Genomic DNA, 14,974 nt, shown 5'->3' with positions numbered 1-14,974 from the left:
CTGGTTCTACCCCTAAGAGATGGGCATTACATAAAACGTGACGACAATCTGTATACGCATCATACGATTTCCAACCATCATGCATCGCAATTCCAGAAAAAGATGGCAAGATTTCTCCAGCATCCATTGCTTCTTTTCCACGTTTTTGATGAATATGTTGCAATGTCACCTCCGGTGTACTGGCAGTATGTAACCATTGTGTTTTGTTTTCTACACGCATACCAGTTTCATCAAAATGGACAACAGGAGACTGCAGAATCTTTTCCTTTACTTCTTTTATGAATGGCTGCAATTGAGAAGCGAAAGCCTGTGTATGATTTACCAGGGTTCCTTCGCTTATAGAATGTCCAAAACAATCCTGAAAGAATTCTTTTGTTCGCTTCAAAGAAATGCATTGATAATGCGTTAAATAGGGAATCAGTCTTTTTATATTTGGACCATATTGAACAGGACGAGATACTGTCGAAGGAAATTGGGCTTCTTGGATAGAATGGCAATGTGGGCATTCTTTCTGTTCTACTTTATGTTCTGTCACTTCGATCTGAATAGGTGGTAAGTCATACACTTGGCGAATGCGATACCCTTTTACAGGCTCGTGGTTCAAGGAAGTATGACAACAAGTACAATATGTAGGAGAATGTGTAATCGTATGATCTGGAGTCGCTGTCAAACCAAGAGTATGTCCCTTGTGGCCCAACTGGCCACCCGTTTGACGATGAGACGGTTTGCGCAAACTTTTTGTAACGGGCTTACCCAAACCATCTGTAGAAGGTGGCTTATGACTATTTTTGGAGTTTTTTTTTGAAGCATTTTCTAGTTCTTGTATACGTTTTTCTAACTTAGAAAATGTTTCTTCAAATAAAGAAATAACAGCTTCAGGTCCTTTTTTATATGTATCTAAAATAATTTTTCGATCGACCATAAGATTCACCTCCCCTGTTTGATATACTCAGTATTTACAAATGGGAGGCATATGAAACTAGTAAAATTTAAAAAAGACACCGAAAGGTGGCTGAGTAGTTACGATTTTAAGTACCCTGAATAACTCCTGTAATTCCTTGCACGCCACAAAAGAGAAATCAAGAATGTGACTTCTCTTTTGCTTATATAGCATGAATCGTTTCGATTCCTTTCAATGTACGTGAAGCATGGCGAAGATTTTGAAAGGAATCAAAATCCACTTATTGATTACCCTGAATGGGTTCCGCAAATTTGGAACTCATACTAAAATATTTACATAATCGCTAGTACGTTAAACCCCTTTGAAAAACGATTTCAGTTTTTCAAAGGGGTTTAACGTACTAGGGTTTCTTTGCCCATCCCCCGAAAATTTAGGGAATCGATTAGGAACCCTGATTTTCCTAGTTTAGAGCACTCCCTATTTATCCTCCCTAAATTTAAGTAACACGAGAAACAGAGGACTGTAACAAAATCATCGTTATATCATGAAATCGAAAAACGTGAGCTACTGAGGAAAGTTTAACTTTTCTGTATTTATCTTTGTAAATAGCAATACTCAAATATCCCCGAATTGAGTAAGATAGACGGATTCAGAGACATTCCTCTGTATAGAATTAATCATTAATGTACCCTTTGGGGGATGGGCAAAGATCCCCAAATTGAAACATAACGGCTTTTATGTGCATACGAAACATTGCACCGTTAAGCATCTAAATAACCTTATCGAACAAGATCATAGACATATCAAGCGATGTTTTGTTAAATCCGCAGGATTTCAAAGTCTTCGCCATGCTTCACGTACATTGAAAGGAATCGAAACGATTCATGCTATATATAAACAAAAGAGAAGTCACATTCCAGACTTCTCTTTTTCGACGTACAATGAATTACAAAAATTATTCAGAACTGCTTAAACTACAGCCGTATTTTGTAAGCCGGTTTATATTTTTTCAAATTTTGCAACAGAACCCTTGAGAAGTAGAAATTTTTTTGTTAGTCATTCGGTTCATTTTTCACCCTTCTTTTTTTTAAGTTGATACGCTTACGATTTTGAGTTTTAAAAATAGAATTTCGAAATATATTCTTTTGTATTGGGAGACGGATGAAAGTATCTTTCCAGTCTTGAGATTGATAATGAACAAAATACCCTAAATAATTCACTCCAAAATTTTGCAATTTTACAAGATGGGCACATAAGAAAAGAAATGCAAAGATAATGCCATATAGCCCGAAAATGGCAGCACTTATAATGAATAAAAAACGTAATAGTCGAATAGAAAGACCTAATCCATATTGTGGAATAGCAAAAGAACATAATGCGGTTAAAGCAACTACCACGACCGTTACAGGACTGACTAGCCCGGCTTCTACCGCAGATTGTCCAATAACAAGCCCTCCAACAATGCCCACTGCTTGTCCTCCCGCTTTGGGTAACCTGATTCCAGCCTCCCTTAGACATTCAATGGTACAGGCCATTACAAATGTTTCTATAAATGTTGAGAAAGGAACGCCGCCTCTACTAGATTGAATAAAGATAATCAATTGCCATGGAATAAGACCTGGATGAAAAGAAATAAAAGTGATGTATAAGCCTGGTAATAGTAGTGCCAATAAAAAACAAAATAAGCGTAATAAGCGGAATGCCGTTCCAATCCACCATCTTTCCGTATCATCTTCAGGAGTATGTAATAATAATGCCAAGGTAATGGGAGTGAGTAAAACAAATGGTGAACCATCTAAAATAATAGCAACTTGTCCTTTTAGTAGACCTTGTATAACCCGATCAGGTCTTTCAGTCTGTATCATCTGAGGGAATGGTGAATATGAGTTATTACTAAGAAGTTGTTCTAAACAGCTAGTGTCTAAAATATCATCTATGTCGATAGCACAAATTCCTTCAGTTATTGCGGTTACGAATTTTTTGTTTGTAAGATGATCTAAATAAACTACTGCCACATCACGTTGTGTTTGCACACCTATTGATGATTTTTGTATAGATAAATGGGAAGATTTAAAGTTTCGTCTTAACATAGATACATTAATAGACAGTATTTCTACAAAGCTTTCTTTTGAGCCATGTATGTTACTTTCAGTTGTTGGCTCAGAAATCGCTCGATTCATTATTTTAGAAGTACCTAAGATAAAAGCGATGTCCATATTTTCTAATAATAATACACAGGAACCAGCGAAAAGATGAGAAATGATAGTATCTAATTCAGAAACAATTTGGATATCGCATAATTCAATACGGTTTGTAACGGTAGATACAGTGATATTTTCGTTTTTAGATTGGGGTTTGATTGAATGTTGTAATAATGGGCGCAAGACATAATCTTGCAGCATTTGTACATCTGTGATTGTTTTTAAATAAATCAAAACAGCTTGCCGTGAAAAATCTGGAATATCAAATTCTCGGTATGTGGTATCAAAATTAGATGATAATCGATATTGTAAGTTTTGCAAATTGAGACTTAAATTACAAGATAATGTGGGTGGATGTTGCATAAAATCATGCTTCCTTTTTTGTATATTCATTTATGATATGTTTAGATATAAATTAGTATGTGACTTACTTGGTGTTTTATACCATTCTGGGTTCTGGTGCAAATAAAGGATACATTCCCCAAAAATAATGAGGATTCCTACTGGAATCATTCTTTACGCTGTTAATCCAAATAATTGATGAATAAATTCTTTTTGATTGCGAACAGACTGATTCTGTAAATCCACCTGTTCTTTTTTTATCATGTGCATGGCTTCTACTCCCGCAAGCATACATGTAGTTGTGCCAAAAGATTTAAAACCTAACATAGAGCGTACACGTTTTTAATGAAGCGATGGTCTTGCTCCACTACGTTATTTAGATATTTTATCTGCCGAATTTGAGTGCCTAACGGCACTTTTTTCTCGTTCTTTAATTTGGTGATAGCAACTGGATAAGCAGGATTTTTATCAATTGTAATTGTACGAGGTTTTGAGGCATGAAAAGATTGCAAAGCTTTCTTAAAGAATCGCTTTGCAGCCTTATGATTTCTAGTTTTACTAAGATTGAAGTCAATCGTATTTCCTTCAGAATCAACCGCACGGTATAAATACATCCATTGCCCTTTTACTTTTATATACGTTTCATTCACTCGCCATGAATCATTTGTTTGTTTCAGATGACATCGGATACGTTTATCCAGTTCCGGTCCGTATTGATGGACCCAGCGCATAATCGTTGTATGTGCTAAGGATAATCCTCTTTCTTCCATCATTTCCACCAAATCTCGAAAACTTAGATTGTACCGTAGGTACCAACGTACAGTTAATAAAATTATATCTGGTTGGTAATGCTTCCATTTAAACAAATTGTCCTTTTTCATACTGATCACATCCCTTTTGTAGAGTAATCGTATCCGTATGTCCCAAATTAGAAGATTACTTGCAATTAACCTAACTTTTTTGCACCAGAACCGGAATGTTTATGTAGGAGGTCAAAAGGTTTTGGTAACTACTCAGCCACCTTTCGGTGTCTTTTTTAAATTTTACTAGTTTCATATGCCTCCCATTTGTAAATACTGAGTATATCAAACAGGGGAGGTGAATCTTATGGTCGATCGAAAAATTATTTTAGATACATATAAAAAAGGACCTGAAGCTGTTATTTCTTTATTTGAAGAAACATTTTCTAAGTTAGAAAAACGTATACAAGAACTAGAAAATGCTTCAAAAAAAAACTCCAAAAATAGTCATAAGCCACCTTCTACAGATGGTTTGGGTAAGCCCGTTACAAAAAGTTTGCGCAAACCGTCTCATCGTCAAACGGGTGGCCAGTTGGGCCACAAGGGACATACTCTTGGTTTGACAGCGACTCCAGATCATACGATTACACATTCTCCTACATATTGTACTTGTTGTCATACTTCCTTGAACCACGAGCCTGTAAAAGGGTATCGCATTCGCCAAGTGTATGACTTACCACCTATTCAGATCGAAGTGACAGAACATAAAGTAGAACAGAAAGAATGCCCACATTGCCATTCTATCCAAGAAGCCCAATTTCCTTCGACAGTATCTCGTCCTGTTCAATATGGTCCAAATATAAAAAGACTGATTCCCTATTTAACGCATTATCAATGCATTTCTTTGAAGCGAACAAAAGAATTCTTTCAGGATTGTTTTGGACATTCTATAAGCGAAGGAACCCTGGTAAATCATACACAGGCTTTCGCTTCTCAATTGCAGCCATTCATAAAAGAAGTAAAGGAAAAGATTCTGCAGTCTCCTGTTGTCCATTTTGATGAAACTGGTATGCGTGTAGAAAACAAAACACAATGGTTACATACTGCCAGTACACCGGAGGTGACATTGCAACATATTCATCAAAAACGTGGAAAAGAAGCAATGGATGCTGGAGAAATCTTGCCATCTTTTTCTGGAATTGCGATGCATGATGGTTGGAAATCGTATGATGCGTATACAGATTGTCGTCACGTTTTATGTAATGCCCATCTCTTACGAGATTTACAAGGAATTATAGATAGTACTGGAGAACAATGGGCACAACAGATGCAGAAATTTCTAACGCAAGCGTTGACGATGAAAAAGCAATCCGAAGGTACCATGCCAAAAGCGACGCAAAAGAATCTGTTTATTATGTATCAATCCATATTGAAAGAACAACAGATTCTTTCCACGAAACAAAAGAAGAAAGGAAAGCAGACGCCTTCTCAAAATTTATGGAATCGCTTCGTCAAGTATTCTGACAGAATTCTAGCGTTTTTAGAACATCCAGCCATTCCATTTGATAACAATCAAGCAGAACGGGATATTCGGATGACGAAAGTAAAACAGAAAGTGTCTGGGACTTTCCGAAGTAAGAAAGGCGCAGAATCTTTTTGTCAGATACGAAGCTTTATGAGTACCATGAAAAAACAAAAACAATCGGTCTTACAAGCGATAAACCAAGTCATAGAAACTAGAACGGTTCCTTGGAATAACACGACTTCATAAGAGAATTTCTCTATTTGGCATAGATTCTTTCTCTGATTGGAGTATTTTCTTTTCATGTTTTCGAATCGGAAACATGTATTTGGCCTGTTTTTTTATTTGAAGAAGCTGAGTAGTTACAAAAGTTTTTTTATCTTCATTTCATTGGAAATGTGAAATTTTATATTCTAAAATAAGGGTCATTCCAACTAAAAAGATGATGCCTATGTAGTGAATCGATGGAATAAGGATACAACATAGAATGACTTCTAAGCATAGGGTACTTCTTTTTAAAACTTCGTAATTTAATTTTTTTTTGTCATATAAAGAACAAAGAAATTGTAGATTCGGATACACCATATAAAAATTCCATAATAAGAGCGCGGGTAAACCAAACAAACACAATTCAATTATAAATATATTTGTCATCATTGTATCTAAAGCATGGTTGCCACTAATAAAGATACCTGGAAGAGCTAAGCCAAGTATGAGTACAGTAATAGGAATAATAAAAATATAATAATCGATAAGGAATGTGAAGGGCTGAATGTAAAGATGTTGTTGTTTTCTCCATCGAGATGATTTGAAATAAATAAGAACATTTACGATAAAAAATAGCAAGATAAAGAGTAGTGGCAATATAATTCCTCCTGATGAATGATATCTTCTCAATTTTTTCTTTGCTCTATAAGTATACAAGCATGTTTCAAATAACAGAAAGTTACTTCTTTTGTGTACAGAAAATTGTCGTTTTTGTGACATACAGAACGAAAAAGACTAAGATTTAAATACATCCACAACTAATATGGAATCCTTTATACCAATACTTTTTTTCAAGGAGTGGAAAAAACATTTGTGAATTGCAACATTTTTAATGGCCTTTGCGAACCCATAACTTGTTTTGTTTTTTTAATTTTGTATTGCTATAATTCAAAATGTAGCAACGAATGTTCTACTACAAATACCCAAACATCTGGAAAGGACAACAGAAATTTGCATACTAAAAATAATATTTCTACTCGTATTATATCTCTTGATATTCTTCGTGGCTTTGCTTTGATTGGAATGTTAATTATACACGCCGCTGGGTTGTCAAAAAAACAAGAAATCCCGATGTATTCTATGGATTTTTACTTGGATATTTTTAATAACATGTTTATTCATTTTAAGTTCGTTTCTATTTTTTCATTTTTATTTGGCGTTGGATCTTATTTCTTTTTTTTACGCGCGCAACAACGTGGATTGCATAGTTATCATCTTTTTTCAAGGCGATTAATTACGCTGCTTCCTATAGGGATTATATCGATACTGATTTGCCCTCAGATAACTCCTATTTTAATCATCTATAGTTTATTCGGATTTAGCTTACTTCTTTTCTTTAGACTAATGTCTAGAATGATTCTACGCATTGCGGGATTAATCATAACATGTAATATACTATTAGTAATGGGAGCTATGGTATTGGGAGGCCCCTCCTCCAAAAGTTTTAATATTTCTGTTCAAATAATTTGTTACGCTGTCACTTATCTATCTGTAATTTTTAGTATGATGCTATTAGGACTATATGTAGGGAAAATTAATCTTTTTCAGCAATTATCACAACAAACGGTCATGATCAAAAAAATTCAGAAGATGTCATGTTTTCTCAGCTTACCTCTAATTTTAGGAGGTCTATGGACTATTTATATAAACCCAGATATAGAGCATAATATTTCTTTTCAAGGACTATGTTATATAACGGCTTACCCCTTATCAATATTTTATTTGTCTTCCATCATTCTTTTATATAATAAAGACCATTCTTTGTATATTTATAAACCGCTCAGTTATGTAGGACGGATTTCATTAACGACTTATATTGGGCATGCATTGCTTCTTAAACTTCTTCCTTTATTGTTAGGTTGGACATCTGGCTACACACTAGTACAAAGCTTGATACTCTCCTGCATTATATTTACTATGCTAATTATTTTTAGTTTTATTTGGTTGCAGAAATTTAAACAAGGTCCTATCGAGAAAATTTGGCATCTATTAACATTTGGAAACAAAGCAAGAGCATAACATGAGGGGATTTCACAATTTATCCATTTTTATATTTAAAAATGGATATACAAGATCAAATTCAATAGTTTTACCTAATGAAAATTTAACAAAAAGGGATGTAGAGACGTTTTTATTTTCCACATCCCTTTTTAATTGGAAAATATTCGTATATGGCCCCATATTTTCCTTTTGGTTGTCATACCCCACATTGCATTGCAAATTGTAAATGGGGGAAAGAAGTATACCAGTTAGGAAAGCATTTGTCTGGGGAGGAAAATGTGAGAGCAAAGAATGCAGAATGGAAATGGGATCAATTGTGTGAGGATACATGCTAATATGTATGGAAGGAAGTAAATTTGTTTCAATACGATGAACATAAGCCGTATGCTAGCCAAACGAAGCCAAAACCTGAGCTTAGGTTTTGGCTTCGCAACATATGATGCATGCAAACTTAGGTGTTATTTTTTTATATTAATTTTTCCAATGGTATTAAATTCATCATCAGATTGTAAGGAACGAGTTAGTTCATTACAACGTAAAATTTTCCCATCTTTTAATTCCAAAATCGCTATGATTTCTACGACACCACGATTCCCATTTTTCTTCTTTACATGAATCTCATATCTTAGCGTTGCTGTCTGCTTCTCTTCATCAAATAAAAAATCGTAAAAAGGTGACAATGCCAGTGTGTCTACTATACTTTTTAAAGTTTCCATATGAGTATGAAACCCTTGTATATTCACCTCTGTACCATCCGTAACTTGCATATAGGGTTTCTTTACCCATCCCCTCGAAAAGGGGGAATAGCAAAAAAATAGTGGCAAAACCCTTATAAATAAAGGATTTCAATTTCTTTTTAAAATAAATATGTCAAAACATATACAGTTTAATTGACGTGTTTCAAATATTATTAAGTTGTATTTTTGAAATGGGAAATACAAGATTTTTAGCCATATCATAAAGTGTAACTTTTTGACATGATGTATAAATTTCTAATGAGTTAAGCTAGGTCACCCATTTCGGGGATTTGGGCAAAAACACCCAGATTCCACGTTCTTTTAAAACTTCAGAAACATCACGATAGCTGAAAAAAAAACAACAGTAGTAGCCGATGGTTATCAAAAGAATATCTTTTTCGAATGGTTTTCTTTTAAAATATTTCATGTGTGATCCTTCTTGCTTCTTTTTTCTAGAGTGTAGCCTCATTTAAAAAACTTTGCAACAGAACCAAACCATCTATGCTATATACAAACAAAAGAGAAGATATTTCAGATTTCTCTTTTTTGACATACAAAAAATTACAGAAGTTATGCAGAACCAAACTTTGCAACAGAATCCTGTATCCTATATATGTAAGTCGAATCCTTGTAAAAATGAAAGCGTTTAAACAAACTTTCTCAAAGGTTATTTTCGTATTCTTCGCCGTCCCCTTACCTTGTTATAATCAAGGTAGATTCAGAAAAAACATTTCACAAAGGGGGCTTATATGTATGAAGAAAAAATATTATAAAGTATTGGCTATCTTTCCATTAGCATGTATGTTAAGTACACCCATGCTAGCAGCACCCGTTTCTACCTTTGCGGCAGAAACACAAAACGAACAAGGAACAAAAGCTATTGATAGGGCAACATTTGAACAGGATTTGAAGTATGCAATGACAAGTATACCCGCGATTATTCAACCTAATGGTACTGGAAAAATATACAATCCATTTCACACCACCAATCCAGCTATAATTAATATGGTATTTTCTTTAGAAAACTTTAAAGATGTCACTGCTACAGAAACAAAAGATATAACAACAGCGGACGATATGCAAGAAGCAACGTATGAAAATGTCACAGATTTAAACCAAACACATATCACACCGTCTAAAACGATTACCAATACAGATTCCTTTACGTATTCCAATTCAGAAGGAGCAAAATTAGGTGTAGAATTAGATCATACATTCAATGCAAACGTAAGTATCCCAGGTGTAGGAGGGGCCGGTGGCTCTACAACGGAAAAAGTGTCTACTGAATTCTCTTATAATCATACAAGCTCGAATACAACCAGCCATACAGAACAAATTACAATACCTTCTCAGACTATCGTAGCGGCACCACATGGAACGACACACTATATAGGGAAAGTACAACGGGTTGAATTTTCTGGAACAACGGAGAATACAGGCTATATTACAGGTACTATAGAAGCTGAGACAAATTTCCGTAAAGCTACCGAATATGGTCCAGGGACCGGTCCTTATGATTATACGCAAAATGGAAAAGAAAAAGTAGATATCTATGATGTATTTAAACAAGCGCTTACAAATCCAGCTTATAGGGGCTTACCAAATTATATAGAATTAGATAATGTAAATAAAAGAGTCATTTTAAAGCAACCAATTACTTCTACCTTCACAGGAAAATTAGGGTTTAAATCTGATGCGAAAATTGAATTTATACCAAGTGATCCAAATAAACCAAAAGTTCAAATGTCTTTAACCGACTATCAAAACCCTGAGAAACGTGCTCAATTATTAAAATAACGAAAAAAAGATTTTATTATGCATGAGAATGGTTCTGTTGCAAAGTTAAAAAAGTATAACTAGGTCGATATAGTAAAGATAGAATTTAAGCAATCATCATTAATTGTTGTACTTCTTGGTATGACGAAAAGGCGAAGTCTTGTGAAAGACTTCGTCTTCGTTTGTAAAGGGCATGAAGAGCCTCAATCCCTTTTATTGTACGTGAGGCATGACGAATACTTTGAAACCCTGCGGATTCAGCAAAACGTCGCTTTACATGCCTATGGTCTTGTTCAATGATATTGTTTAAATATTTTTTCACACGAAGTGGCGTACTGTGTAATACACACTTTTCTTCTTTTAGTTCACGTATCGCAACAGGATAGGGGTATGGCAACATCGCCATCAAGCTAAGGAAAAAGAGATACCCCCAAGCCGAAAAAAATAGGGGTATCTTTTTTCATATATTTAATTCTATTTCTTTGTTCATGCAACAAAATTTATACTTTTTTCCGCTATTACAAGAGCAATTCTCATATATATTTTCTGGCTGTTTACAATCTTTGAGTGCTTTTTTTAAATCTGATACATGGGTGTTTTTGCCCAAATCCCCGAAATGGGTGACCTAGCTTAACTCATTAGAAATTTATACATCATGTCAAAAAGTTAGACTTTTTGACATAGCTAAAAACCTTGTATTTTTCATTTCAAAAATACAACTTAATAATATCTGAAATATGTCAATTAAACTGTATATGTTTTGACATATTTATTTTAAAAAGAAATTGAAATCCTTTATTTATAAGGGTTTTGCCACTATTTTTTTGCTATTCCCCCTTTTCGAGGGGATGGGCAAAAACACCCACCATGGTGGCATCCATGATACGAATACGTTTAAAATAATTGTAACTACTCAGCCACCTTTCGGTGTCTTTTTTAAATTTTACTAGTTTCATATGCCTCCCATTTGTAAATACTGAGTATATCAAACAGGGGAGGTGAATCTTATGGTCGATCGAAAAATTATTTTAGATACATATAAAAAAGGACCTGAAGCTGTTATTTCTTTATTTGAAGAAACATTTTCTAAGTTAGAAAAACGTATACAAGAACTAGAAAATGCTTCAAAAAAAAACTCCAAAAATAGTCATAAGCCACCTTCTACAGATGGTTTGGGTAAGCCCGTTACAAAAAGTTTGCGCAAACCGTCTCATCGTCAAACGGGTGGCCAGTTGGGCCACAAGGGACATACTCTTGGTTTGACAGCGACTCCAGATCATACGATTACACATTCTCCTACATATTGTACTTGTTGTCATACTTCCTTGAACCACGAGCCTGTAAAAGGGTATCGCATTCGCCAAGTGTATGACTTACCACCTATTCAGATCGAAGTGACAGAACATAAAGTAGAACAGAAAGAATGCCCACATTGCCATTCTATCCAAGAAGCCCAATTTCCTTCGACAGTATCTCGTCCTGTTCAATATGGTCCAAATATAAAAAGACTGATTCCCTATTTAACGCATTATCAATGCATTTCTTTGAAGCGAACAAAAGAATTCTTTCAGGATTGTTTTGGACATTCTATAAGCGAAGGAACCCTGGTAAATCATACACAGGCTTTCGCTTCTCAATTGCAGCCATTCATAAAAGAAGTAAAGGAAAAGATTCTGCAGTCTCCTGTTGTCCATTTTGATGAAACTGGTATGCGTGTAGAAAACAAAACACAATGGTTACATACTGCCAGTACACCGGAGGTGACATTGCAACATATTCATCAAAAACGTGGAAAAGAAGCAATGGATGCTGGAGAAATCTTGCCATCTTTTTCTGGAATTGCGATGCATGATGGTTGGAAATCGTATGATGCGTATACAGATTGTCGTCACGTTTTATGTAATGCCCATCTCTTACGAGATTTACAAGGAATTATAGATAGTACTGGAGAACAATGGGCACAACAGATGCAGAAATTTCTAACGCAAGCGTTGACGATGAAAAAGCAATCCGAAGGTACCATGCCAAAAGCGACGCAAAAGAATCTGTTTATTATGTATCAATCCATATTGAAAGAACAACAGATTCTTTCCACGAAACAAAAGAAGAAAGGAAAGCAGACGCCTTCTCAAAATTTATGGAATCGCTTCGTCAAGTATTCTGACAGAATTCTAGCGTTTTTAGAACATCCAGCCATTCCATTTGATAACAATCAAGCAGAACGGGATATTCGGATGACGAAAGTAAAACAGAAAGTGTCTGGGACTTTCCGAAGTAAGAAAGGCGCAGAATCTTTTTGTCAGATACGAAGCTTTATGAGTACCATGAAAAAACAAAAACAATCGGTCTTACAAGCGATAAACCAAGTCATAGAAACTAGAACGGTTCCTTGGAATAACACGACTTCATAAGAGAATTTCTCTATTTGGCATAGATTCTTTCTCTGATTGGAGTATTTTCTTTTCATGTTTTCGAATCGGAAACATGTATTTGGCCTGTTTTTTTATTTGAAGAAGCTGAGTAGTTACTATTTTTGTTCACACGCACTGGAAAATGGTTTTGATGTACATGAAGTGGCACATATAGCCGGTCATTCTAATATACACACTACATTACTGTATACAAACCCATCTCGAACAAGAATGTTAGATAAATTGAACCTACTTTGAAACAGTAGGTTTTTTCTATTTTATGTAAATCATCTGACGGACTAGAGCATGAACCGTCTCACTACCCCTAGAAGCCATGCATATGATAAAAAAAGAACAGGTTGATTTACGGAATCAGTCTGTTCAAAATCAAAAAGAATTTATTCATCAATTATTTGGATTAACAGCGTAAAGAATGATTCCAATAGGAATCCTCATTATTTCTTGGGAACGTATCCTTTCTTTGCACCAGAACCGAAATTTGTAAAAAGAAAACGCAAATTTTCAGGGGCAGATTTAGCTACCATTTGTATTTGGATTAGCCAAAGGGTGGCCAGTGATTCTTTAGTCCGATTATGTAGTAGGCTTCATGCAGTTACAGGTACTGTACTTAGCCCGGAGGGCTTAAATAAACGATTTAATGAAAAATCAGTGTTATTTTTAAAACATATCTTTTCTTTATTATTACAACAAAAAATCTGTGAACAGACTCACATTTCTAATCAACTTCTTGCTCATTTTCAACGCATTCGCATCATGGATGCCACCATGTTTCAGGTACCTAATACGTTGGAGCATATATACCCTGGTTCAGGTGGATGTGCGCAAACAGCTGGAATCAAAATTCAATTAGAATATGATTTACATAGTGGACAATTTCTTAATTTTCAAGTGGGGCCTGGAAAAAATAATGATAAAACATTCGGCACAGAATGTTTAGATACGTTACGACCAGGCGATTTATGTATTCGTGATTTAGGGTATTTTTCATTAGAGGATTTAGATCAAATGGATCAACGGGGAACATATTTTATTTCACGCTTAAAGTTAAATTCAAATGTATATATCAAAAATCCTAATCCTACATTTTTTCATAATGGTGCACTCAAAAAACAGACAGAATATGTAAAAATCAACTTGCAAATGATGATGGAGCGCTTGTTACCTGGTGAAACTTATGAAGTAGGTAATGTTTATGTAGGAGATCAAAAAGTTTTGTTTGCCCGACTCGTTCTGTATCGTCTAACAGAAAAACAATTACGAGAACGACGAAAAAAACAAATGGAAAGTGAAAAGAAAAAAGGAAAACCATATTCGAAAAAAAGTAAAATATTATCTGGGTTGAATGTATATGTAACTAACACTCCGTGGGAGTGGGTTTCGATGAAGCAAGTCCATGAACTATACTCTTTACGTTGGCAGATAGAAATAGTTTTTAAAACGTGGAAATCATTGTTTCATATAGATCATTGTCGCACGGTTAAACAAGAACGAATAGAGTGCCATTTATACGGGAAACTGATTGCTATTTTCTTATGTTCTTCTACCATGTTTAAAATGCGCCAACTTTTGTTACAGAAGAAGCAAAAAGAATTAAGTGAATATAAAGCGATTGGAATGATTCAAGATCACCTATTTCTCCTCTATCAAGCCATACAAAACACCCAAGAGATAACAAAGCTTCTGGTTCACCTGTTCCACCTTCTAGAGAAAAACGGGCGGAAATCTCACAGATATGAGAAGAAAACTGTCTTTGATATCATGGGTGTCCATTATGAGTATAATATAGCTAGGGAACAAAAGAAAGCTGCATAATTTTAAAAATAAAACTCGTTAGAGTTTATTTAGTATGCGGATTTTTAAGAACAATCAATCTGTTGAACAGTTTATAACCCTTTTGAAGGGAATTTCAGTTTATTTGTTCTCTTAAGTTGATGGGCATGTATCGTGAGGCCTATTTCACTGTTTTGTACCATAACCGAGGGAAGCATGTAATGACATTTTTTGAATAAAATAAAGCCCTCTTTTTCAAAAAATCCTATGTTCATGTCATCAAAA

At 34.9% G+C, this 14,974-nt stretch carries 9 protein-coding genes and 8 pseudogenes; 7 read left to right on the top strand and 10 right to left on the bottom strand.

Going from position 1 to position 14,974, the window contains the following annotated elements; all coding sequences use genetic code 11:
- Positions 1-13 precede the first annotated feature (13 nt).
- Positions 14-922: pseudogene (tnpC, locus tag MHH55_RS32985) on the bottom strand (IS66 family transposase); the annotation flags it as partial.
- Between the two features lie 57 nt (positions 923-979).
- A pseudogene (locus MHH55_RS32980) lies at positions 980-1,166 on the bottom strand (hypothetical protein); the annotation flags it as partial.
- Positions 1,167-1,616: 450 nt separating this feature from the next.
- Between MHH55_RS32980 and MHH55_RS32975 the strand changes: the two are divergent.
- Positions 1,617-1,874: pseudogene (locus MHH55_RS32975) on the top strand (DDE-type integrase/transposase/recombinase); the annotation flags it as partial.
- A gap of 79 nt (positions 1,875-1,953) precedes the next feature.
- On the opposite strand, the gene MHH55_RS32970 reads toward MHH55_RS32975, so the two are convergent.
- Together MHH55_RS32970 and MHH55_RS32965 are read right to left on the bottom strand one after the other, a co-directional pair.
- A complete protein-coding gene (locus MHH55_RS32970; RefSeq protein WP_176116733.1) occupies positions 1,954-3,465 on the bottom strand; it encodes a spore germination protein in 1,512 nt (503 codons plus the stop codon).
- 153 nt (positions 3,466-3,618) lie between these two features.
- Positions 3,619-4,325: pseudogene (locus MHH55_RS32965) on the bottom strand (IS6 family transposase).
- Positions 4,326-4,551: 226 nt separating this feature from the next.
- On the opposite strand from MHH55_RS32965, the gene tnpC (MHH55_RS32960) reads away from it, so the two are divergent.
- Positions 4,552-5,955, top strand: a complete 1,404-nt coding sequence (tnpC, locus tag MHH55_RS32960) for an IS66 family transposase (protein WP_100910632.1) — start codon at positions 4,552-4,554, stop codon at positions 5,953-5,955.
- 138 nt (positions 5,956-6,093) lie between these two features.
- On the opposite strand, the gene MHH55_RS32955 is transcribed toward tnpC (MHH55_RS32960), so the two are convergent.
- The gene (locus tag MHH55_RS32955; protein WP_078187962.1) at positions 6,094-6,570 is read right to left on the bottom strand and encodes a hypothetical protein; all 477 of its coding nucleotides are present in this window, start codon (positions 6,568-6,570) and stop codon (positions 6,094-6,096) included.
- Positions 6,571-6,924: 354 nt separating this feature from the next.
- Between MHH55_RS32955 and MHH55_RS32950 the strand changes: the two genes are divergently transcribed.
- Positions 6,925-7,992: a DUF418 domain-containing protein gene (locus MHH55_RS32950; protein ID WP_078187961.1), complete on the top strand. Its 1,068-nt coding sequence runs from the start codon at positions 6,925-6,927 to the stop codon at positions 7,990-7,992.
- A gap of 440 nt (positions 7,993-8,432) precedes the next feature.
- Here MHH55_RS32950 and MHH55_RS32945 read toward each other — a convergent pair whose 3' ends face one another.
- Together MHH55_RS32945 and MHH55_RS32940 are read right to left on the bottom strand one after the other, a co-directional pair.
- Positions 8,433-8,741, bottom strand: a complete 309-nt coding sequence (locus tag MHH55_RS32945) for a nuclear transport factor 2 family protein (protein WP_233936923.1) — start codon at positions 8,739-8,741, stop codon at positions 8,433-8,435.
- Positions 8,742-8,985: 244 nt separating this feature from the next.
- Positions 8,986-9,138 (bottom strand): annotated as a pseudogene (locus MHH55_RS32940) (IS6 family transposase); the annotation flags it as partial.
- A gap of 326 nt (positions 9,139-9,464) precedes the next feature.
- Here MHH55_RS32940 and MHH55_RS32935 point away from each other — a divergent pair.
- Positions 9,465-10,508 carry an ETX/MTX2 family pore-forming toxin gene (locus MHH55_RS32935; protein ID WP_176116697.1) on the top strand — a complete coding sequence of 348 codons (1,044 nt, stop codon included), beginning with the start codon at positions 9,465-9,467 and terminating at the stop codon, positions 10,506-10,508.
- 85 nt (positions 10,509-10,593) lie between these two features.
- Here the strand turns inward: MHH55_RS32935 and MHH55_RS32930 are convergent.
- The 3 genes and pseudogenes from MHH55_RS32930 to MHH55_RS32920 form a co-directional block, all read right to left on the bottom strand.
- Positions 10,594-10,863, bottom strand: a pseudogene (locus tag MHH55_RS32930) (DDE-type integrase/transposase/recombinase); the annotation flags it as partial.
- Between the two features lie 84 nt (positions 10,864-10,947).
- Positions 10,948-11,094 carry an SEC-C metal-binding domain-containing protein gene (locus MHH55_RS32925; RefSeq protein ID WP_139362551.1) on the bottom strand — a complete coding sequence of 49 codons (147 nt, stop codon included), beginning with the start codon at positions 11,092-11,094 and terminating at the stop codon, positions 10,948-10,950.
- A gap of 220 nt (positions 11,095-11,314) precedes the next feature.
- Positions 11,315-11,443: a hypothetical protein gene (locus MHH55_RS32920; protein WP_282082077.1), complete on the bottom strand. Its 129-nt coding sequence runs from the start codon at positions 11,441-11,443 to the stop codon at positions 11,315-11,317.
- 51 nt (positions 11,444-11,494) lie between these two features.
- On the opposite strand from MHH55_RS32920, the gene tnpC (MHH55_RS32915) reads away from it, so the two are divergent.
- From tnpC (MHH55_RS32915) to MHH55_RS32905, 3 genes and pseudogenes are all read left to right on the top strand, one after another.
- Complete coding sequence (gene tnpC / locus MHH55_RS32915; RefSeq protein WP_100910632.1) at positions 11,495-12,898, top strand: IS66 family transposase; 1,404 nt, start codon at positions 11,495-11,497, stop codon at positions 12,896-12,898.
- Positions 12,899-13,223: 325 nt separating this feature from the next.
- Positions 13,224-13,328: pseudogene (locus MHH55_RS32910) on the top strand (IS6 family transposase); the annotation flags it as partial.
- Positions 13,329-13,381: 53 nt separating this feature from the next.
- Positions 13,382-14,731: pseudogene (locus MHH55_RS32905) on the top strand (IS4 family transposase); the annotation flags it as partial.
- Positions 14,732-14,974 lie beyond the last annotated feature (243 nt).

The sequence above is a fragment of the Bacillus sp. FSL K6-2944 genome, from assembly GCF_038005385.1.
GTDB lineage: Bacteria > Bacillota > Bacilli > Bacillales > Bacillaceae_G > Bacillus_A > Bacillus_A cereus.
The sequence above is the reverse complement of the archived record's forward strand: the minus strand, read 5'-3'. Positions and strand labels throughout refer to the sequence as shown.

Coding starts and splice junctions, on each gene's coding strand:
- MHH55_RS32970 (WP_176116733.1), bottom strand. CDS start 3,465: ATGCAACATCCACCCACATTATCTTGTAATTTAAGTCTCAATTTGCAA.
- tnpC (WP_100910632.1), top strand. CDS start 4,552: ATGGTCGATCGAAAAATTATTTTAGATACATATAAAAAAGGACCTGAA.
- MHH55_RS32945 (WP_233936923.1), bottom strand. CDS start 8,741: ATGCAAGTTACGGATGGTACAGAGGTGAATATACAAGGGTTTCATACT.
- MHH55_RS32935 (WP_176116697.1), top strand. CDS start 9,465: ATGAAGAAAAAATATTATAAAGTATTGGCTATCTTTCCATTAGCATGT.
- MHH55_RS32920 (WP_282082077.1), bottom strand. CDS start 11,443: ATGAAACTAGTAAAATTTAAAAAAGACACCGAAAGGTGGCTGAGTAGT.
- tnpC (WP_100910632.1), top strand. CDS start 11,495: ATGGTCGATCGAAAAATTATTTTAGATACATATAAAAAAGGACCTGAA.